At 59.3% G+C, this 20,732-nt stretch carries 18 protein-coding genes and 2 pseudogenes; 2 read left to right on the top strand and 18 right to left on the bottom strand.

Going from position 1 to position 20,732, the window contains the following annotated elements; all coding sequences use genetic code 11:
- Positions 1–49 precede the first annotated feature (49 nt).
- The 6 genes and pseudogenes from yfmH to BN871_RS20685 all read right to left on the bottom strand — a co-directional run.
- A pseudogene (gene yfmH, locus BN871_RS20710) lies at positions 50–853 on the bottom strand (EF-P 5-aminopentanol modification-associated protein YfmH); the annotation flags it as partial.
- A gap of 4 nt (positions 854–857) precedes the next feature.
- Positions 858–2,129: an EF-P 5-aminopentanol modification-associated protein YfmF gene (yfmF, locus tag BN871_RS20705; protein ID WP_048748602.1), complete on the bottom strand. Its 1,272-nt coding sequence runs from the start codon at positions 2,127–2,129 to the stop codon at positions 858–860.
- 131 nt (positions 2,130–2,260) lie between these two features.
- On the bottom strand, positions 2,261–3,058 hold the full coding sequence (gene sleB, locus BN871_RS20700) for a spore cortex-lytic enzyme (protein ID WP_048748601.1): 798 nt from the start codon (positions 3,056–3,058) through the stop codon (positions 2,261–2,263).
- A 109-nt stretch (positions 3,059–3,167) separates the two neighbouring features.
- A pseudogene (locus BN871_RS30335) lies at positions 3,168–5,823 on the bottom strand (DNA translocase FtsK 4TM domain-containing protein).
- Between the two features lie 110 nt (positions 5,824–5,933).
- Positions 5,934–6,158: a YlzJ-like family protein gene (locus tag BN871_RS20690; RefSeq protein ID WP_021878665.1), complete on the bottom strand. Its 225-nt coding sequence runs from the start codon at positions 6,156–6,158 to the stop codon at positions 5,934–5,936.
- Entirely contained in the window at positions 6,155–6,943 is a 789-nt protein-coding gene (locus tag BN871_RS20685; RefSeq protein ID WP_232313233.1) for a ClpP family protease, read from the bottom strand. The genes BN871_RS20690 and BN871_RS20685 overlap by 4 nt, the downstream gene beginning before the upstream one ends.
- Before the next feature lie 146 nt (positions 6,944–7,089).
- Between BN871_RS20685 and BN871_RS20680 the strand changes: the two genes are divergently transcribed.
- The gene (locus BN871_RS20680; RefSeq protein WP_021878667.1) at positions 7,090–7,272 is read left to right on the top strand and encodes a hypothetical protein; all 183 of its coding nucleotides are present in this window, start codon (positions 7,090–7,092) and stop codon (positions 7,270–7,272) included.
- Positions 7,273–7,350: 78 nt separating this feature from the next.
- On the opposite strand, the gene BN871_RS20675 is transcribed toward BN871_RS20680, so the two are convergent.
- Positions 7,351–9,030, bottom strand: coding sequence for a ribonuclease J (locus BN871_RS20675; protein WP_048748600.1), 1,680 nt, complete (start codon positions 9,028–9,030; stop codon positions 7,351–7,353).
- A 158-nt stretch (positions 9,031–9,188) separates the two neighbouring features.
- Here BN871_RS20675 and BN871_RS27920 point away from each other — a divergent pair, with 158 nt between their 5' ends.
- Positions 9,189–9,344, top strand: coding sequence for a hypothetical protein (locus BN871_RS27920; RefSeq protein WP_157060348.1), 156 nt, complete (start codon positions 9,189–9,191; stop codon positions 9,342–9,344).
- Positions 9,345–9,370: 26 nt separating this feature from the next.
- Here BN871_RS27920 and dapA read toward each other — a convergent pair whose 3' ends face one another.
- The 11 genes from dapA to BN871_RS20620 form a co-directional block, all read right to left on the bottom strand.
- Positions 9,371–10,240 (bottom strand): 4-hydroxy-tetrahydrodipicolinate synthase, encoded by an 870-nt coding sequence (dapA, locus tag BN871_RS20670; RefSeq protein WP_048748599.1) that lies wholly within the window; start codon positions 10,238–10,240, stop codon positions 9,371–9,373.
- A 107-nt stretch (positions 10,241–10,347) separates the two neighbouring features.
- Positions 10,348–11,565 carry an aspartate kinase gene (gene dapG / locus BN871_RS20665; protein ID WP_048748598.1) on the bottom strand — a complete coding sequence of 406 codons (1,218 nt, stop codon included), beginning with the start codon at positions 11,563–11,565 and terminating at the stop codon, positions 10,348–10,350.
- 313 nt (positions 11,566–11,878) lie between these two features.
- Positions 11,879–12,466: a dipicolinate synthase subunit B gene (locus BN871_RS20660; RefSeq protein ID WP_048748597.1), complete on the bottom strand. Its 588-nt coding sequence runs from the start codon at positions 12,464–12,466 to the stop codon at positions 11,879–11,881.
- Positions 12,466–13,362 carry a dipicolinate synthase subunit DpsA gene (dpsA, locus tag BN871_RS20655; protein WP_048748596.1) on the bottom strand — a complete coding sequence of 299 codons (897 nt, stop codon included), beginning with the start codon at positions 13,360–13,362 and terminating at the stop codon, positions 12,466–12,468. The genes BN871_RS20660 and dpsA overlap by 1 nt, the downstream gene beginning before the upstream one ends.
- 352 nt (positions 13,363–13,714) lie before the next feature.
- On the bottom strand, positions 13,715–14,158 hold the full coding sequence (gene dut, locus BN871_RS20650; RefSeq protein ID WP_021878673.1) for a dUTP diphosphatase: 444 nt from the start codon (positions 14,156–14,158) through the stop codon (positions 13,715–13,717).
- The gene (locus BN871_RS20645; protein ID WP_021878674.1) at positions 14,139–15,404 is read right to left on the bottom strand and encodes a pitrilysin family protein; all 1,266 of its coding nucleotides are present in this window, start codon (positions 15,402–15,404) and stop codon (positions 14,139–14,141) included. Before BN871_RS20645 ends, dut begins: the two co-directional genes overlap by 20 nt.
- Before the next feature lie 39 nt (positions 15,405–15,443).
- Entirely contained in the window at positions 15,444–16,427 is a 984-nt protein-coding gene (locus BN871_RS20640) for a polysaccharide deacetylase family protein (protein ID WP_048748595.1), read from the bottom strand.
- Between the two features lie 190 nt (positions 16,428–16,617).
- Positions 16,618–18,717, bottom strand: a complete 2,100-nt coding sequence (pnp, locus tag BN871_RS20635) for a polyribonucleotide nucleotidyltransferase (protein WP_048748594.1) — start codon at positions 18,715–18,717, stop codon at positions 16,618–16,620.
- 198 nt (positions 18,718–18,915) lie between these two features.
- A complete protein-coding gene (rpsO, locus tag BN871_RS20630) occupies positions 18,916–19,185 on the bottom strand; it encodes a 30S ribosomal protein S15 (RefSeq protein WP_021878678.1) in 270 nt (89 codons plus the stop codon).
- Positions 19,186–19,374: 189 nt separating this feature from the next.
- Positions 19,375–20,346 carry a bifunctional riboflavin kinase/FAD synthetase gene (locus BN871_RS20625; protein ID WP_048748593.1) on the bottom strand — a complete coding sequence of 324 codons (972 nt, stop codon included), beginning with the start codon at positions 20,344–20,346 and terminating at the stop codon, positions 19,375–19,377.
- Positions 20,347–20,437: 91 nt separating this feature from the next.
- Positions 20,438–20,732 (bottom strand): tRNA pseudouridine(55) synthase TruB (locus BN871_RS20620; RefSeq protein WP_048748592.1); only part of this gene is annotated, 295 nt, incomplete at its 5' end.

Here is a 20,732-nt window from a genome sequence, read left to right as displayed (position 1 = left end):
GTTCCAGCGGTCACGTCGGTCGTGTTCCAGGCCAGTCRGCGCTGTCCAGGCCGTTGGTTTTCTCCTTGAAGCCGAACAGGCACTTCGGCAGGGAAACCTGAAGCTGGATCGCTTTTCGCGGCGTATTCACGCCTTGCGGCTCGGGCTCGAAGAAACGCTTGATTTCGCCTAGAGGCTCATATGTCTTCGCAGCCTGGTTGGACCGCACCAGCTCGAATACCTGCTCCGCATCGACGCCGCCGACGATGAACAGCAGCATGTTGGACGGGTGGTAGAAGGTCTCGTAGCAGCGGTACAGCATTTCCTTGTCGATCTTGTAGATCGATTCCACCGTTCCGGCAATGTCGATATGGACCGGATGCACCTGATACAGCGCCTCGATCAAGCCGTAGTAGACGCGCCAGTCCGGATTGTCGCTGTACATGTTGATTTCCTGCGCGATGATTCCTTTTTCCTTGTCGACGTTCTGGTCCGTAAAGTATGGATTCTGGACAAAATTGATCAGCGTCGTCAGATTGGCCTCGATCTGCTCCGTCGCCGAGAACAGGTAGACCGTCCGGTCGAAGCTCGTGAACGCATTGGCGGAAGCGCCTTGCGAGGCGAACGTCGCGAAAATGTCTCCGGTCGGCTCCTCGAACATTTTGTGCTCGAGAAAATGGGCGATGCCATCCGGCACGCGGGCAAGCGGTCCGTCGCCGATGCCGAAATGATTGTCTACCGAGCCGTAGCGGGTGGAAAAGGTCGCGTACGTTTTCTGGAACCCTTCCTTGGGCAGCACGTAAACCTGCAGCCCGTTGGGCAGCTGTTCGTGGTAAAGCGTTTCTTCGACGCCGGGATAACTGAGCTTCTGCATGTTGTCAGGCCTCCTTCTTGTCGCGCAGGAAGTAGATCGTATCCAGCTTGACGCCTTCCGCAACCCTCACGATGTCTTCGGGCGTTACGGCCCGCACTTCTTCGAGCAGCTGGCCGGCTGTCCTCTCCTTGCCGGAAAGAACGCTGTTGAAATCATACGAAATCATCTCGTAGGCGGAATCCTGGAGCTCCCGCAAGGAATTCGTCAGCATGGCTTTGGTCTGGCTGATCTCCAGCTCCGACAGCTCGCCGCGCTTCATGCTCTCCAGCTGCTCCTGGATGATGGCGACCGCTTTGTCGTAGTTGGCGATTTCAATGCCGGACTGAATCGTGCACAGCCCTTTATGGCCGTCCAGCCTCGAGGAGGCGTAGTAAGCCAGGCTTTCTTTTTCCCTTACGTTCATGAACAGCTTGGAATGCGGATAGCCTCCCAGAATGCCGTTGTACATCAATGCGGCGGCATAGTCGTCATCGCCGTAGGCGACTCCCGTGCGCAGGCCGAGATTCAGCTTTCCCTGAGCCACTTCAAGCCGTTCGACGACATTCTTCACCCCGTCTTGAGGGAAACGGATATCCGGGCTTCCGTACTTCGAGGGAGCGGTATCGGGAAGCTTGAACGAAGCCGCTGCGAGCTCCTTCACTTCCTCAAGCGTCGTATCGCCGACGACATATAGGTCGAAAACGGCCGTCTCCAGCCAGCGGCGGTAGGAATCGTACAGCGATTGCGGAGTGATGGCTCCCACGTCGGCGATGCGCCCGAGGGCATGCAGCCGGTAGGGCTCGTTGGCGCACATGATTTCCATGCAGCGCTCCGCCGCATAGCGGATTTTATCGTTGATGATGCTCTCCAGCTTTTTGGTGAGCGTAACCTTTTCGCTGTCGACATACTTGCTCCGGAAGGCTCCGTTGTCCAGAGCCGGCTGAGTGACCGCTTCTCCAAGCAGCTTCATGGAAGCGGCGAGCAGCGACTGCTCCGCGGCGACGAAGCGGTCGTTGATGACATCCATCCGGAATTGGACGATCTGGGAATTGCCCCGCTTGTAAATATCGAAACCAAAGCCGGCGCCGTACAAGTTGTCCAGCTGCTCCCGGAACTGGATCGTCTCCGGATGCGAGGCCGTGCCGCGCCGCAGCACGAACGGAGCGAGCGCGGTTTCCGTGACGGTGGATTCTTGCAGCGGAATGCCCGCGAATAAAGAGACGGCGAAGGTTTTGAACCTTTTGGTCGGCAGCACATGCAGCCGGATGCGGCCGTGGCTCCCTTGCTGAAACGCCATATCCGAACCCCTTTCCGCGCCATGTTGGCGATAGGTAATCTGTTCCATATTGTATGCCATTCCATTCTATCTCAGCCTAAACAGAAGAAGCAACCGGGGTCAGGCTTGCCCTGGCCGGCTGCTTCCGAGCTTTACATGCAGAAAATATGCTTGCCGATCGTCTTCACTTGCTGACGCGACCAGATCCATTTGGAGGTGGCGGTTTCCGGATTGAAATAGTACAGGCAGCCGTCCGAAGGATCCCAGCCGTTGATGGCGTCCTCAACGGCCTTCTTGGCCCGCTCGTTCGGCGTCAGCCAGATCTGGCCGTCCGCGACTGCGGTGAAAGCGAGGTTCTGGAAGATGACGCCGGATATCGAGTTCGGGAATTCAGGCGACTTGAGACGGTTGAGGATGACAGCCGCTACTGCAACCTGGCCTTCATAAGGTTCGCCGCGGGATTCCCCGTATACGGCATTGGCCATGATCTTGATGTCGTTGGCCGACAGGTTGAGCTTGTTCGACTTGCCGATGTCTCCGCCGGAATTGCCTGCGTTTCCAGTGTTCCCAGCGTTGCCGCCGGCGGCAGTGCCGGATTCTCCGCCCGGAAAATCGGCTGCCGTCGGCTTCCAGTTTTTCGTCGCTTCCCACAGCTTGAGCTTGGTCTTCGCTCCGACGACTCCGTCGGATTTCATGCCGAACTTCCATTGGAACCAGGTGACGGAGTTTTTCGTCTTCGGTCCGAAGCTTCCGTCGATCTTGCCCTCGTAATAGCCTAGATATCGGAGACGTCCTTGAAGCTCCACGACATCCTTGCCCGATGAGCCCTGACGGATGGTGGCGCTGCTGAACGTTTCGCTTGACCTGCCGGGCAGCTCGTCCTTGAGCGTATAAAGGCTGAGCACCAGCAGCATGGCCGCGATCGTCATGACGATCAAACGTATCTTCATAGTCGGGATCTGCCTTTCTCTAGCGGGATGCGCCTTAAGCGATGCACGGCCTTGCGTCCGCTTCGCCAAAGCGTTTGACAGTCCCTAGTATGAGAAAGCAGGTCTCCTTCTATGCATGTTTCTGGCTCGCCTGGAACTGGTCCGCCGTCATCAGCACCTCGCGCGGCTTGCTGCCCTCGTAAGGGCCGACGACGCCTTTGGCTTCAAGCTGATCCACAAGCCTGGCGGCCCGTGTATAGCCTACCCGCATGCGCCTCTGCAGGAGCGATACGGAAGCTTGCTGGGCATCGACGACGATCTGCATCGCCTGATCGAACAGCTCGTCCAGCACTTCTCCGTCTCCCGCAGCGTCGCTGTCGTCCAGCTCAGGCACGAGGTCCTCCTTGTATTCCGCCGCGGCCTGGGATCTTGCGTAATCGACGACGGCTTCCACCTCGGAATCGGACAGGAACGCCCCTTGAACCCGGATCGGCTTGGACATGCCGACAGGCAGGAACAGCATGTCCCCCCGTCCCAGCAGCTTCTCCGCTCCGACCATGTCGAGAATCGTCCGGGAATCGACCTGCGACGAGACGCCGAAAGCGATCCGGGAAGGAATATTGGCCTTGATCACGCCTGTGATGACGTCCACGGACGGACGCTGGGTCGCGATGATGAGATGGATGCCGGCCGCCCTTGCCATCTGGGCGAGTCGAGTGATCGAATCCTCGACATCCTTGGCCGCGACCATCATCAGATCCGCCAGCTCGTCGACGATGACGACGATGTAAGGCAGCACGGCGGCAGGGTTGTCCTTCATCAGTCCGTTGTAGCCTTCTATGTTGCGGGTGCCCGACTTCGAGAACAGCTCGTACCGCTTCTCCATCTCCACGACGATCTTCTTGAGCGCCAGCGAAGCTCGCCTCGGATCGGTGACGACGGGAGCAAGCAGATGCGGAATGCCGTTGTACATGTTCAGCTCGACCATTTTGGGATCGATCATCATGAACTTCACTTCGTCCGGAGCGGCTTTGTACAAGATGCTCGTGATGATGCCGTTGATGCAGACCGACTTGCCCGATCCGGTAGCTCCCGCGACAAGCAAATGGGGCATCTTGGCCAGATTGCCGACGATGGACTGACCGGCGATGTCCCGGCCGAAAGCGATCGACAGCTTGGACGCCGCGCTGGAAAACGTCGGCGTCTCCATGACTTCGCGCATGGTCACGACTGCGACTTCGGCATTCGGAACCTCGATTCCAATGGCGGATTTGCCCGGAATCGGCGCTTCCATCCGGATATCCTTGGCAGCCAGCGCGAGCGCGATGTCATCGGTAAGGCTGACGATCCGGCTTACTTTGACTCCTGTCGCGGGCTGGACCTCGTATCTCGTGACCGCAGGTCCAGGCACGACATCCAGCACCTTGGCCCGGACCCCGAAGCTCTCAAGCGTCGCCTCGAGCTTGCGGCGCGAGTCGTTCAGATCGCCGGTATCGGCGCCTCTGCCCGAGCTGGCGGGTTTAGCCAGCAAGGAAAGCGGCGGCAGCCGGTATGGCTTCGTTTCCCGCACTGCTGAAGCCGCTGCTGGCGATGGCTCCCCATCTCCTTCGGGACCTGCCAATGCCTCCGATATCTCGGCAGGATGGCGGGAAGGCGCTGGAGCGGGGAAATCGTCTTCCGCCAGCCATTCGCCGGAGTCCGTTCCATCGGCTTCTGCATCCAGGCCGCCCGTCTGAGCGCCTGGAACCGGAACGGCGGGAAAGGCATTTCCCTGGAAGGATGCATCCTCCCAATCCTCTCCTTCTTCGTCCTGATCGTCCCAAGGAGGCGGATCGGCTGCGGGCAGCACCCGTTCTTTCGATTCCCTGCCTTTGATAGAGACGGCCGGAGCGCCGGCGGGCTTGCCGGCCGGCTCTTCGTCGATCAACCAGTCCCCTTCCTCATCAGCTTCTTGCCCTTCCTGGTTTTGACTCCCCCAGCCTGAAAAAGAGAGAGCGTCCTTTGCGGGGCGACGGAGACACGGTCGTGCTTCCATAGTCATCGTCATCGTCGCCGTTCAGCCCGAGGGCGAGATGATCGGCAGCCGCAGTCCTGCCGACCGTAGAGGCCGATGGCTGCGAAGCCGCGGCAGGAGGCCTCGGCTTGCGCGGCCTTGCCGATGCTTTGGCCTGCAGCAGCTTGATCATATGGACAGCCCGGATGCGGATCATGCGGCCGATATCGACATAGGAGCGTCCCGTTATGAGCATCAAGGAGATGGCGAACATGACGATGAGAAGCAGCTTGGCTCCAAAGTAGCCAAATAGCGTATAGAGCAGGGAATATTGAATCGCTCCGAGATAGCCGCCGCTGATCGATCCGGCAGCGGGCGCCGCCGCTGATCCGCCCGCAATGAGCACGCCTTCCCTAATATCCTGGCCGAGCTGCTGCATGATGGCCGATCCGCTGATGAGGTCGCCCGGACCGAGCTTGCGGTCGATCTCCGACATCGAGCTCATGAGCGTGAATGCGAACACGAGCAGAAGAATTCCCGTCCGGCGGTAAGTCCAGCCGGTCGGCCAGGAACGGGTGACCATCACGTACAGTCCGACTGATATCCCGACAAGCGCAAGCACAAAATAAAACTTGCCCAACAACAGCTCGAACAGCTTGGACAGCGATCTGCCGACCGTAGCTTCGCCGGATAAGGCGATTACCGAAACCGTGATGAGCAATATTCCATAAACTTCATATTTTAAATTTTCGCCGAAAGTGCGTCTTTTGCGCCGACGTTTCTTGGCCAACATCCCTCACCTCTGGTTCACTATTATACCATAGGAGGTGAAATGTTCCTATCGCCCGAGACGCCTGGAATGATTTCGACAGGCCGGTCTTCTCGATGAAAAGGAAAACCTACTTATTTGCTCCCGGAGCCGTAATGAATCAGCGTGCCTGGACTATAGGCCGGATTCAAATAACATTCCAGATCCGCCTGAACGATTCGAATCAGCTTTCCCGCGCCGGGAGCGATCGGTTCGACCTGCAGCAGCATGCCTTCATGCTGGATTTCGAGCGTTGAAGCCCGCTCCTGCCGGATTCCTTCCAGCACCTGCTCCAGAGGCATGATCGTATACAACGTCATTGGGGCAGCCCTCCCCCCGCTCCGATATCCGCCGCTCGGGAAGCTTCCATGATCGCGCTCTCTGCAGCCGCGATCGGCAGCGTGTTTGCCGCAGCCGGCTTTGCTGCTTGAATCAGCCGGTTCAGCTCCCGCAGAGCTTGCCCAAGACCACCGACTTCATCAATCAAGCCGTGCTTGACGGCATCTTCACCGATCACGGTCGTGCCGATGTCGCGAGTCAATTCGCCAGTCTTGAACATCAGCTGCTTGAATGTCTCCTCCTTCACCTTGGAGTGGGAAGTGACGAAGCGGACGACCCTCTCCTGCATTTTTTCCAAATACTCGAACGTCTGCGGGACGCCGATGACAAGCCCGTTCATCCGGATGGGATGAATCGTCATCGTAGCCGTCTCCGCGATGAAGCTGCGGTTGCCGGCGACCGCGATCGGCACGCCGATGGAATGCCCGCCGCCTAGCACGAGCGTGACCGACGGCTTGCTGAGGGAGCTGATCATTTCCGCGATGGCCAGCCCCGCTTCGACGTCGCCCCCGACGGTATTGAGGACGATGAGGATCCCCTCGATCTTATTGCTTTGCTCAGCGGCCACGAGCTGAGGAATCAGATGCTCATATTTCGTCGTTTTGTTCTGCGGGGGCAGAACCATATGCCCCTCGACCTGGCCGATGATCGTCATGCAAAATATGTTGGATGGATCGGCGGCAGGAACGGACATCTGCCCCAGCTGCTGGATCGCCTCCAGCTTGGCTTTGTCCGCAGCGCTCGGCTCCGCCTGCTCCGAGGCGATCGCTTCCTCGTACTTGTTCAACTTAACCCCTCCTGATTGCCGGAATAGCTGCCATCGTAGTATGGGGTGCAGCCCTTTGTCCCATTCAGCCAGAGGAAAATACGGATATTCAACCGGTTTCAAGAGGAGGTACGGAGAGGGTTCGGGTGAGGGTTACGGAGAGGATTATGGAGAGGATTATAGAGAGGATTATGGAGAGGATTATGGAGAGGATTATGGAGAGCGTCAGGGAGAGCGTCAGGGAGAGCGTTATAGAGGGCGTCAGGGAGAGCGTTACGGTGAGCGTTACGGTGAGTGTTACAGACTTTGGCGGCGAAAATTGCAGATAGAGTTGCCGAATTGGGAACAATCCGCCCTGCAGGCAAAAAAGCCTGCCTCCGAAATCGGAGGCAGGCTCATGGGTCGAATTAAACTTCCATGATGATCGGAAGAATCATCGGACGGCGGCGCGTCTGCTCGTAGAGGAAACGGCCAAGAGCATCCTTGACGTTCGTCTTGAGCGAGGCCCATTCGTTGACCTTGTCGTTCATCAGCTTGTTGAGGGTCGTCGTTACGATCCGGTTCGCCTCGTCCAGCAAGCCTTCGGATTCACGGACGTAGACGAAACCGCGGGAAATGATGTCCGGGCCAGCCTTGATCGTGCCGTCCTGCTTGCTCAGCGTGACGACGACAACGAGAATGCCGTCTTGCGACAGCAGCTTGCGGTCTCGCAGAACGATGTTGCCTACGTCGCCGACTCCCAGGCCGTCGATGAGCACGTTGCCGGATGGAACTTTGGAGCCCTTGCGGCCTTCGCCGTTCTGGAACTCCACCGTGTCGCCGATATCGATCAGGAAGATGTTGTTCGGCTCGACGCCGACTGCCTCGCCAAGCTTGGCGTGCTGGCGCAGCATCCGGTACTCGCCGTGGATCGGAATGAAGTACTTCGGCTTGATCAGGTTGAGCATCAGCTTCAGCTCTTCCTGGCTGCCGTGGCCGGATACGTGGACGCCCGATACGGAGCCCGGTCCGTAGATGACGTTGGCGCCCAGACGGAACAGCTCGTCCACCGTACGGCCTACATCCTTCTCGTTGCCCGGAATCGGTGTCGCCGCGATGATGACGGTGTCGCCCGGCAAAATGTCGATCTTGCGATGCGTCGAGCGCGCCATGCGGGTCAGAGCCGACATCGGCTCGCCTTGGCTGCCTGTGCAGAGGACGACAACGCGGTCTGCAGCCATCTTGTTCACTTCTTCGGGCTCGATGATCATGCCTTCAGGCACGATCAGGTATCCGAGCTCAACGGCAATCGTCACGACGTTGACCATGCTGCGGCCGACGATGGCGACCTTGCGCTTCGTCGCCATCGCGGCGTTGAACACCTGCTGGATCCGGTGCACGTTGGATGCGAAGGTAGCGACGACGACGCGCTGCTGGGACTTGCGGAAAATTTCCGTCAGCTCCACGCCGACGTTGCTCTCCGAAGGGGTCATGCCCGGACGCTCCGCGTTCGTGCTGTCCGACAGCAGAGCGAGCACGCCGCGCTTGCCGATCTCGGCGATGCGCTGCAGGTCGGCGAACTGGTCGTTGACCGGCGTAAAGTCGAACTTGAAGTCGCCCGTATGGACGACAGTGCCTTCCGGCGTCTCGAGGCATACGCCGACCGAATCCGGAATGCTGTGGTTCGTCTTGAAGAACGTCGTGCGGATCTCGCCGAGCTCAAGCTCGGAGTCGGCATTGATGAGAATCCGCTTCGTCTCTCCGAGCAGTCCCGCTTCCTTCAGCTTGCTCTCGATCAGGCCGAGCGTCAGCTTCGTTCCATATACCGGAACGTTCAGATGGCGGAGCACGTACGGAAGGCCGCCGATGTGGTCTTCGTGTCCGTGGGTGATGACGATGCCGCGGACTTTGTCGCGGTTATCGGTCAGATACGTGATGTCCGGGATGACGATGTCGATTCCGAGCATGTCCTCTTCCGGGAACTTGAGGCCTGAGTCAACGACTACGATGTCATTGCCGTATTGGATGACATACATATTCTTGCCGATCTCGCCGACGCCGCCGAGGGCGAAGATGAGCAGCTTGTCCTGGGTATTCTTTTTTGACAAGGGATTTCTTACCTCCTATGTGATGTGAAGATAGAATGAGATCTATGGTTAAGAAAAACTCTTCCATGAGATGCACGGACTCCACCCGCAATGCCGCCACGCGGCCGGGCTTGACTCGATATTCACTTTGCCGCACCATTCACTTAGGAATATTATACATGATGCAAAAGATGGAACACAAGCCGATTGGAAATTCCAGCCGCAATATTTGTCTCCGCCGCAAATCATCATCCGGAGCCGGGATTGCAAGCGCGGATGAAAAGGGTGACAGGATGCATCCGGTCAATACGACAAAAAAACCGATGCGCAGCTAGGCGCATCGGTTGCAGAAAACGATCTTCTATAAGCCAAGCAGCTGGACCAAGGCGGAAGTTTCGGCTTCGTCCGCTTCGACGAGCGGCAGCCGGACACCGCCGACAGGCAGTCCTTTCAGCTCAAGCGCCTTCTTCACGAGAACGGGATTCGGAGCCTTGAACAATCCGTTGAACACCGGAAGCAGCTTCCGGTGCGACGCGGCGGCTTCGGCCGGACGGCCGGCCAGATAGGCTTCGATCATCGCCTTCATCTCGGAGCCGACGATATGGCTCGCTACGCTGACGACCCCGTAGGCGCCGACCGCCATCGCCGGCAGCGTCGCGCTGTCGTCGCCCGTATAGACACGGAATTCGGCAGGAGCTCCGGATATGATCTCCGAAACATGATCCAGCGAATGGCATTCCTTGGTCGCAACGATATTGGCCGCATCGCGAGCGAGCCGGATCGTCGTCCGCGCATCCATGCTCGCCACGGTCCGGCCAGGCACATTGTACAGCATGACGGGAAGCGCGGTCGCTTCGGCGATCGTCCTGAAGTGGCGGTACATGCCCTCCTGGCTTGGCCGGTTGTAATAAGGCACGACCAGCAGAATGCCGTCCACTCCCGCCTGCTCGGCCAGCTTGGTCAGGTGGACGGAATGGGCCGTATCGTTGCTGCCGGTGCCGGCGATGATGCGGGCACGCCCGGCCGCATGCTTGACGGCGAAGCGGAACAGCTCCAGCTTTTCGGCTTCGGCAAGCGTCGGAGACTCGCCGGTCGTACCGCTGACGACGATGGAATCGCTTCCCTGCGCTTCGATAAGATGGTCGATGAGCAGCCCCGTCGTCTTCCAGTCGATGCTGCCGTCATTGTGGAACGGAGTTACCATTGCCGTAATCAATCTGCCATAATCCATCTCTGTTCCTCCCCTGTTCCAGCGGACAACCATGACGGCCAGACCCGCTGCTTCTGTCTCGCTCTCAAGAGCGGCAGGCGGATGCCGCCTGCCCGCCCAACTCTATCCTATAAATGAAGCTCGAACTTCGCATGCAGGGCGCGCAAGGCGTTGCCCATATGCTCCTCCCGGACGAGCACCCAGATCGTCGTATTGGAATCCGCCGACTGGAGAATCGGAATGCCTTGCTCCGTCAGCGCCTCGACGATGCGCGCCATGACGCCGGGAACGCCGTTCATTCCGCCGCCGATGACGGACACCTTGGCGCAGCCGTTCACCGTCTGCGGCTCGAAGCCGAGCCCTTGCAGAACTTGGACCGCCTTGTCGGCGTCACGGTCGAATACCGTATAGAGAGCTCCGGCGGGCGTCACGTTGATGAAGTCGACGCTGATCCCGCTGCGGGCCATCGATTGGAACACCTGGAGCTGCATATCCGCTATGCCTTCAACCGTCCGGACGGATATCTGCGTGACGCCCTGGACATGAGCGATTCCCGTCACGTGGCGGTCGCGCAGCGGCGACGCGATGCTCAGAGCCGTCGGCATATCCGTCACGAGCGTCCCCTCGTCATCCGAGAATGTTGAGCGGACACGGAGCGGAATTCTGGCCTGCTGGGCGATCTCGACCGCCCGGGGATGGATCACCTTGGCCCCTTGGCGCGCCATGTTGCATATCTCGGCGTAACCGACTACGGTAAGCGGCTTCGCGTCTTTTACAATTCTTGGATCTGCGGTCAGAATCCCGTTCACGTCGGTATAAATATCGACGATCTCGGCATGCAGCGCCGCCCCGAGCGCCGTGGCGGACGTATCGCTTCCTCCGCGGCCGAGCGTCGTCAGGTCTCCCTGTCCGTTCTGTCCCTGGAAGCCGGTCACAATGACCACTTCTCCCCGGTCCAGATGCCCGATCATGCGGTCGGTGCGGATTTCCTCGATGCGGGCTTCGCCGAACTGGCTGCCGGTCACGACTCCGGCTTGGCCGCCCGTCAAGGCGACGCAGGGAATTCCCCTGGATGCCAGAGCCGTGCTCAAGACGACGGCCGAAATGATTTCTCCGCAGCCCATGAGCAGATCCCGTTCGCGAGCCGGAATCTCTCCGCCCTCTTCACTGGCGAGAGACAGCAGCGTATCCGTCGCATACGGATCCCCGCTGCGCCCCATCGCCGATACGACTACGACTAGACGATGGCCTTCGCCCAGCTCGCGCTGGATATGACGGACGACCAGCTCCCTGGTCTGCTTGGTCGCCACCGAAGTGCCGCCGAATTTTAAAACCCGTACCCCCATGGATGACATCCCTTCGCTGAAGCGGCTTCTTCCTTGAAGCCGCTCCTCTCCCTGATAGCATGCAGTTGAAACCCTTTATGGCTGAATCATAGAAAAGCCGCCAGCGGCAGCATGCTGCCGGCTGGCGTTCTCTTGTTCCGCGCCGCATAACGGCTGGAGAATTCCCGGCCGGCTGTCTTGAAAGCCGGTTCTCCGCACCTGTCTTTGTTGAAACCGGCTCCTCCATGGAGGAGCCGGCACGGTCTGGCTTATTAGCAACCTTATGCACTCGCCGCAGCCGCGATGTCTCCATCGGTCTCCAAAGGCGCCATGCCTAACTTCTCTCGATGAGGACGGGCTGCATCTGCTTGCCTTGCAAGGCATGCTCGCATGCTTCCATGGCAAGGTCCATCTTGGCGACGAGCGAATTCGGCTTGTTCACCGGATCATCCTGGCCGAACGGCACGAAGTAGATGCTCTTCGCCGCCATCAGCTTCGCGATGTTCGCCATGTTCAGCCCAAGGCCGTCGTTGGTCGAGATTCCGATGACGACCGGCCTGCCGTTGCGCATCTGCGAATTGGCCGCCATCAGGACGGCGCTGTCGGTCAGAGCGTTCGCAAGCTTGCTCGTCGTATTGCCCGTGCATGGAGCGATCAGCAGCACGTCGATCCGCTTGGAAGGCCCGAGCGGCTCGGCCTGGACGATCGTCGAGATGATCTCATTGCCGGTAATCTCGAGCAGCTTGCTCTTCCACTCCTGGGCTGTACCGAAGCGGGTGTCCGTCGTCATCAGGCTCTGCGTGACGATCGGCACGACGTTGGCGCCGGCATCGACGAAGCGTTGAATCTGAGGCATGACTTCCGCGAACGTGCAGTGAGAGCCCGACAGGGCATAACCGACCGTTAGTCCGTTCCAGTTCATCATTCATTCCCCCGCGCGCTGATGTCTTCCATAATCAGCTGAGTGACACAATCAGCTATGATTCGGCCGGCAGTCACAGGGGCAACGATTCCCGGCAATCCGGGAGCAAGAATCGCCTTCAGTCCGCGCTTCTCCGCAAAGCGGAAATCCGTACCGCCGGGCTTGGAGGCCAGGTCGATAATAACGGCGCGGGAGGGCATTCTAGCAATCATTTGCGCTGTGACTATCATAGTTGGAATTGTGTTAAAAAGCAAGTCGATATTGGCTGCGTGATCGAGCAAATCCCTTGTGTAGAAAGGCTTTGCGCCCATTTCCTGCGCTCTTGCGAAATGCTCGGGACGGTGCACTCCTGCAAGCACCCGGGCGCCCAGGCCCTGAAGGGTACGGATAAGCGTAAGTCCCGTCCGCCCGAGGCCGAGCACCATGCACGAGGAGCCGTGAATGGTGATGTCCGTATTCTCAATAGCCATTTTGACGGCGCCTTCCGCCGTCGGAATCGAATTCGATATCGCCACGTCGTCCCGCTCGAACAGCTCCACAAGCTCGATTCCGCGGCTGGCGCACAACGACTTCAAATAAGGCCTCGCCATGCCGGCATAGACCTTGCAATGGTCTGGGACACGCGCAAGCTGCGCATCCGTCAGGCGCAGTTCGGAATTGCTGAAAGCAGCCGGTATAATGCCGTTGTCGTCCGTCCCTACAGCAGGCAGAAGAATGGCGTCTGCCTTGTCGAACAGCTCGTCGCGAAGCTCATTGTCCACGGTTCCGTCCGGAAGGGTTCGGAGTCCGTCAAATCCGGACACCGTAACGGCTGCATCCAGTTCCGACAGCCTGCGGATGACCTCTAGCTGCCTTGCGTCGCCGCCGATCAGCAGCACCTGAACGCCGGTCAGCATGCTGGCGTCACTTCCTCTCACCTTGATCGCCCTTAAGCGGCACATGGCCGGCTGCACCGGCCCATGCCGCTGCACTCACTCAAGCTTGGGAAAGGCTCCCCCGCCTCCGCTCCAGCCGCTTTCGTGCGTCTAGACCATGGTATGCCGCGGCGCATACGAGGGTTACTGCGGAATCGGGCTTTCCTTCCCGGTGCCCGGCCGCCTCCTCCCGAGCGGACACATAGGCAAGGACGGCAGGTCGGACTGCCCGAGAAAATTGAGGTCCGGTACATGCAAAAGGCTGTCCGGCGCCACCCCCATGGGTGGCGCCGGACAGCCTTTTAGTCGGGATGAGAAATCTAGGACAACGGCTTCATACGCCCGTATGTCCGAATCCCCCGGCCCCGCGAACCGTCTCGCTCAGCTCTTCGACCTCGGAGACGGATACGGCCGCAACGGCCTGGAATACCATCTGGGCGATCCGCTCGCCCCTGTTGATCGTGAACGGCTGCTGGCCCAGGTTGACCAGAAGCACCTTCACTTCTCCGCGGTAGTCGGCATCGATCGTTCCCGGAGAATTAAGCACCGTAATGCCATGCTTGTACGCAAGCCCGCTCCGAGGCCGGATCTGGGCCTCCAGCGTTTCCGGCATCGCCATGGCGAAGCCGGTCGGAACAAGCGCGCGCTCTCCTGGCTGAAGCAGCAACGGATCCGCTACAGAGGCATGCAGGTCGAAGCCTGCCGCCGCTTCCGACATCCGCAGCGGCAGAGGCACATCCTCGTTGCCGGGAAGACGCTTAAACTGCACCGGAAACAAATTGGTCCCTCCTCAGCTTGGCGGCCGGCCCTTCTTCGGAGCCGACCATAGCCACGGCGAACGGAACCTTCAGCATCGAAGCCGTCACGGCGCGGATATCTTCCATTTTGACCGCTTCGATCCGCTCGATCATCTCGTCGAGCGTATAGTGGCGGCCGAGCATGAGCTCGTTTTTGCCATTGCGGTTCATCCGGCTGCTCGTGCTTTCCAGGCTGAGGATCAGACTTCCCTTGAGCTGCTCCTTGCCCCTCGTCAGCTCCGCATCGGTGAGGCCCTTGGCCGAGACGTCGCCGAGCAGCTCCATCGTCAGGTCAAGCACATCCGCGGTCTGGCGCGGAGCCGTTCCGGCGTAGACGGTGAACAGTCCCGAATCGGCATAGGAGGTATGGTAGGAATAGACCGAATAGGCGAGTCCCCGCTTCTCGCGGATTTCCTGGAACAGCCGGGAGCTCATGCCGCCGCCGAGGGCGTTGTTGAGCAGGATCATCGCGTACAGGTTGTCGTCGGAAATGGAACAGCCCGGGAACGTGAGACAGATATGGTTCTGCTCCGTTTTTTTCGGGCGGAACAAGTACTCTCCCTTGAACTCGGGAGCCTCCAGGCTCCGTCCAAGCCCGCTGTCGGAGAAGCTGCCGAACTTGGCCTCCAGAAGCTCCAGCAGCCCCTTTTCCTCGATGTTGCCCGCGACGCTGATGACCGTGTTCTCCAGCGTATATTGTTCCTTCATATACCCGCGCAGGTCGGCCGGCCCCATGGAAGTCAGCCGCTCTTCGGAACCCAAGATGGAATAAGCGAGCGGATGGTCCCCGTAGGAAGCCCGGGAAGCCTCGTCATGGACCTTGTCGTCCGGCGTGTCCTCGTACATGGCGATCTCTTCGAAGATGACGTTCTTTTCCTTCGCCAGTTCTTCCTCGTCGAACCTGGAGTTGAAGAACATGTCCGCGAGAGCATCGACCGCAAGCGGCAGATGCTGGTCGAGCACCTTGGCGAAATAGCATGTATATTCCTTTGCCGTGAACGCATTCACATTGCCCCCGATGCCGTCGAACAGGTCGGCGATATCCTTGGCGCTGCGTGTATCCGTGCCTTTGAAGAGCATATGCTCGATAAAATGGGAGATACCGTTGTTGGACGGCGTTTCGCTGCGGGATCCCGTCTTGACCCAAATGCCGAACGATACGGAACGGCAGGTGGGAATCGGTTCCGCGACAACGCGCAGACCGTTGCTGAGTCTATATATATTCACCGGATCTCCTCCTTGAGTTTGATTATCATCATAACAAAATTAAGGTTTGGCCTCAACCGGAGCCTCGATCCGCTCCTCCGAAATCGTTTCGCTGACGGGCACAAGCAGCAGTCCTTTGCGTTTTGCCGCCTTGATCATGCCTTCGAGCGCATCTCTCGAGCTTGCGGTCGGATGCATCAGAATAAGCGATCCCGGCCCGATGCCTCGTGCGATCTTGTCGACGACCGAGCCCGGCGAAGGCTTGCGCCAATCCACCGTATCCAGCGTCCACATGACCGTCCTCAGTCCTTGCGCGCGCGCGGCTTTGATCGTCGAGGCGTTGTAGCTACCCGATGGCGGGGCGAACAGCCGGTTGCTTGCGCCGAGCGTATCCTTGAGCAGCTGCTCGGTGCGCGTGATCTGCGACGTCTGCTGCTCCATTCCGAGCTTGCTCATATCGGGATGAGAGTAGGCATGATTGGAAATCTCGTGGCCTGCCGCCTGGATTTTACGCGCTTCCTCCGGATATTTTTTCAGCCAGGATCCATCCAGGAAAAAGGTCGCCTTGACTCCGTACCGGTCGAGAGTCGCCAGCATCGGCTCCAAATATTCATTGCCCCACGCGACATTGATCATGAACGAGGCCGTCGGCTTCGCGGGATTGCCCCGATAGACCGGCTCCAGCGGATAGTCCTCCACGCTTACCTTCGGCTTGACCGCCTTGTACACATATTGAACAGGGGCATCGGGACGAAGCTTCGCTTGCCGGTAGGTGGCCTCGATATCGACTTCGCGCCCGTCATAGCCCGGTATCGCCCGGAACCAACGGTCGACCTTGGCATCCACCGGCGGGATATAGCGCTTTTCCGCCTCCTGCTTGATTTCCGTCCGCAGCGCCTCTTCGTTGTCTGTCAGCAGCATGGCCGACCGGATTTCACCGCTTTTGATCGCCTGAACGTACCCTCCGGCGCCGCCATAACTGACCGCAAGCAGGACGACGGCTGCGCCGAAGGCGGCGGACAAGCCCCATTGCCGCAGTTTCATCGCTACATCCCTCCACTCTTCTCCATGATTCCTATGAATAAGAGGGACAATTTATGCGGCTTGGACTCCGCGGGTCGGGGAATGTTCCCAAGAACAAAAGGCGTACGGACATGGCCGCGCAGGCAAATAAAAAAGAACCAGAGAGTGTCTCTGGCTCTGAGTTTTCGACGGGCTGCAATTCCAGCCGGAATCAGGCTTGGGAAGGAGCCTCGGCCGTAAGCACCGCTTTGCGGGACAGATTGATGCGTCCCTGCTGGTCGATCTCCGTGACTTTGACGGTGATGACGTCGCCGATGTTGACGGCGTCTTCCGTCTTGGCTACCCTCTCCGTCGACAGCTGGGAAATGTGGACCAATCCGTCCTTGTTCGGGAGAATCTCCACGAACGCCCCGAACTTCTCGACGCGCTTCACCGTGCCGGTGTAGATTTCGCCGACGACGACTTCCTTGACGATGCCTTCGATGATGGCGCGGGCGCGCTTGTTCATCTCTTCGTTGGAAGAAGCGATGTAGACCATGCCGTCCTGCTCGATATCGATTTTGACTCCCGTCTCCTCGATGATCTTGTTGATGATCTTGCCGCCTGCGCCGATGACATCGCGGATCTTGTCCGGATTGATGCGCAGCGTCATGATCTTAGGCGCGTATGCCGACAGGCTCTCGCGCGGCTTGCTCATCGTGGCGTTCATCTTGTCCAGGATATGCATGCGGCCTACGCGGGCCTGCTCCAGAGCCTGGGTCAGAATCGCGCGGTCGATGCCGTCGATCTTGATGTCCATCTGGATGGCCGTTACGCCTTCAGCGGTGCCGGCGACCTTGAAGTCCATGTCCCCGAGATGATCTTCCATGCCTTGAATGTCCGTCAGGATGGAGAAATGCTCTCCGTCCTTGATCAGCCCCATCGCCACGCCGGCTACCGGCGCCTTGATCGGTACGCCTGCGTCCATCATGGCCAGGGAGCTGGCGCAGATGCTCGCTTGCGAAGTGGAGCCGTTGGATTCCAGCACCTCGGATACGAGGCGGATCGTGTACGGGAAATCGGCTTCCGAAGGAAGAACCTTGGAAAGGGCGCGTTCGCCGAGGGCTCCGTGTCCGATCTCGCGGCGTCCAGGCGCGCGCAGAGGGCGTGCTTCGCCGACGCTGAACGGCGGGAAGTTGTAATGATGCATGAAGCGCTTGGTCGTCTCCGGGCTGATGCCGTCGAGAATCTGGACATCGCCGAGCGCTCCCAGGGTGCAGACGCTGAGCGCCTGCGTCTGGCCGCGCGTGAAAAGGCCTGTGCCGTGCGTGCGGGGCAGCACCGATACGTCGCAGTCGATGGGACGGATCTCGTCGAGTCCGCGTCCGTCCGGACGAATCTTGTCATGCGTAATGAGGCGGCGCACTTCTTCCTTGACGATGTCGTACAGCGTTTCCTTTACGTCGCCCATGAGCTCCGGAGTTTCCGCATAGACTTCCTGGAAGTGGGCGACCGCTTCGCTGTTCGCGAGATCGATCGCTTCCTGGCGGGCATGCTTTTCCTCGATGCGGATCGCTTCGATCAGACGTGCGGAAGCGAACGCCCGGACAGCGTCGTTGACTTCGGAATCGACGGTATGGAGAACAACCTCCATCTTTTCCTTGCCGCATTGAGCCGTCAGCTCGTCGATCGTAGCCACGATGTTCTTGATTTCTTCATGGCCGAACATGATCGCTTCCAGCATGACTTCCTCCGTCAGCTCGTTGGCTTCGGCTTCCACCATCATGATGGCGTCTTTCGTGCCGGAAACAACGAGTTTGAGATCGCTGGCTTCTTCCTGCTCGACCGTCGGGTTGATGATGAACTTGCCGTCCACTCGGCCTACGATGACGCCTCCGATCGGTCCGTTGAACGGAACGTCGGAAATGCTCAGCGCAGCGCCTGTGCCGATCATCGCGGCAATTTCAGGCGGGCAATCCTGATCCACGCTCATGACGAGGTTCAGCACTTGAACATCGTTGCGGAACCCTTCCGGGAACAGCGGACGGATCGGACGGTCGGTCAAGCGGCTCGAAAGGATAGCCTTCTCGCTCGGGCGTCCTTCGCGCTTGATGAAGCCTCCAGGAATCTTGCCCACGGCGTAGAGGCGCTCCTCATAGTTGACCGTAAGCGGGAAGAAGTCCAGATCCTTCGGACCCGAAGAAGCGGTAACGGTACAGAGGACGACGGTATCGCCATATCGTACCGTAACGGCAGCATTGGCCTGCTTGGCCAGGCGGCCGCTTTCGAGGGTCAGCTGGCGACCCCCCAGTGTCATTTGAACCTGGTGCATGATATCCCTCCTAATCTAGAAAAATATTCGGCGCAGCCTCGGGTTATCCTGCCCGGCGCGGACGCCCGACCTTCTCCTGAAGCCTTGTCCGGATATGTAAAAATACACTTGTCGAATTGATTATAAAAAGCAACCGGGCTGCAGCCCTTCCGGGAATCCCGGACAGCTGGACAACCAGGTTGCTTCTTCAACAGCTTCTTAGCGGCGAAGACCGAGCTTCTCGATCAGAGCGCTGTAACGTCTAACATCCTTGTTTTTCAGGTATGCCAGCAGCTTGCGGCGCTGACCGACCATTTTCAGAAGACCGCGGCGCGAGTGATGATCTTTCTTGTGCGTCCGCAGGTGATCCGTAAGGTTCACGATGTTCTGAGTAAGGATTGCGACCTGAACTTCAGGAGAGCCGGTGTCGCTTGCATGCGTCTTGTGCTCTTCGATGAGCTCTTGCTTGCGTTCTTGCGTAAGTGCCATCCTAGTTCACCTCCAATTACGTAATAGGTTGCTTGAGTAGCCGCCGTCAGCCTCGCCGCCGCCGGTGAGAGCGGACAGGCCAAGCCAAGGCCGTGATGGCCGGAGCAATTCCGGACAACATTAAACAGTATAGCATCTACGGGTAACAAAGTAAACGCCTGCCGCTCGGAAGCTCTTCCGCAGCGCCGCTCAGTCCTCCAGCAATTCCCTGGCGCGAGCCTTGTCTCGGCCAAGCTGGGAGACGAGCTCGTCGATTCCCGAGAACTTCTGTTCCGTTCGCAGGAAATGAACGAAGTCGATCTCCAGCCTGTTCCCGTACAGATCTCCCTCGAAATCAAGCAGATGGGCTTCAAGAACGGGGACGATCTTGTCCTTGTTGAACGTAGGCTTCATTCCGTGGTTCAGCACCGCATCATGGACAGCAGGCTCCCCCCCTAGGGGAGAAGGAATCCTGACCTTGACCGCATAGACGCCAAGCCGAGGCAGGACGTAAGGCTGGTCCGGACTCAGGTTGGCCGTGGGGAAGCCGAGCAGCCTTCCCCTGGCATCGCCGTGCACGACGATGCCGCTGACCCGGTAAGGCCTTCCCAGCAGCTCGGCCGCGAGCTCGACGCGGCCGTCCTCCAGCGCTTCCCGCACATAGGTGCTGCTGACTTTGAGCCCGTCCCTCTGTGCGGCCGGAACAATATCGACCGTGAAGCTTCCGCTTCCCAGCTCAGCCAGCATGTGCGGGGTTCCTGCGCCGCGGCTTCCGAACGTGAAGTCGAAGCCGACGACGGCATGGCTGACGCCGAGCGGCACCAGCACCTCCCTAGCGAACATCTCGGGACTGATGGCGGCAAAGGCAGGGTCGAATTGCATGATGAAGACGGCATCCGCCCCTGCTTCCCGGAACAGCTCCAGCTTCGCGTCGAGCGGCGTCAGGCATTCGGCGAAGCCGCTGCCGATGCCGAGCACTTCGCGGGGATGCGGGTGGAACGTCATCACCGCGGCGCGGGTTCCCGATTGGCGGGCCTCTTCGACAGCACGGTCGATCACATGGCGGTGCCCGAGATGGACGCCGTCAAAATGCCCGATAGCCAGGCAGCACGGCGCCGGGGAAAACGCCGGTTCATTGCTGCCGTTGATCGGGTAGCTCAGTTCGTAAATCTCCACTTCCATTCACCCGCATTCCTTTTAATCTTCAGGAAGCCTGCAGCCCCGGTTCCAGAGAAATCCCGGATCCCGGCTCTGCGGCCCGCATGGCGATCCGCTATTCCGAATCGGGCCGGGCGAACACCTTCACCGGCTTCACCATGCTTCCGTCTTCCGTAATTTCAAACACGCCGGCAAAGGAGCCGTCCTGGCCATAAAGCCGGAATTGGCTTCCTTCCGCAGGACGCTCGTCCAGCCACTCGACCGGAATCCGGCGGCCTTGCAGAGCTTGGCGCATAGCCGGCGGGGCGGCGCTGGAGCGCGGCATGTGGGCAAGCGCCGCTTCCGCAGGAAGCAGGCGCTGCTCCATCGTCCCCTGCTCCATCAACAGCTGGGCTTGTTCAAGCGTCAGG

This window comes from Paenibacillus sp. P22 (genome assembly GCF_000469945.2).
GTDB classification, from domain to species: domain Bacteria; phylum Bacillota; class Bacilli; order Paenibacillales; family Paenibacillaceae; genus Paenibacillus_O; species Paenibacillus_O humicus.
Note: the sequence above shows the minus strand (reverse complement) of the source record. Positions and strands in the feature narration are given on the sequence as shown.